General features: G+C 50.4%; 1 rRNA gene. It reads left to right on the forward strand.

The window, feature by feature from the left end:
* Positions 1-268, forward strand: a 23S ribosomal RNA gene (locus CES82_RS12195); the annotation flags it as partial.

Consider the following 268-nt stretch of genomic DNA (forward strand, 5'->3'; position numbering starts at 1 on the left):
GAGTGATAAGATCCATCGTCGAAAGGGGAACAGCCCAGACCACCAATTAAGGTCCCTAAGTGTATCCTAAGTGGAAAAGGCGGTGGAGTTGCATAGACAGCTAGGATGTTGGCTCAGAAGCAGCCACCATTTAAAGAGTGCGTAATAGCTCACTAGCCGAGTGATTCTGCGCCGAAAATGTACCGGGGCTAAGGATACCACCGAAATTGTGGATGCGACCAATAGGTCGCGTGATAGGAGAGCGTTCTAAGGGCGGTGAAGCTAGATC

Source organism: Secundilactobacillus silagincola (genome assembly GCF_002583405.1).
Taxonomy (GTDB): domain Bacteria; phylum Bacillota; class Bacilli; order Lactobacillales; family Lactobacillaceae; genus Secundilactobacillus; species Secundilactobacillus silagincola.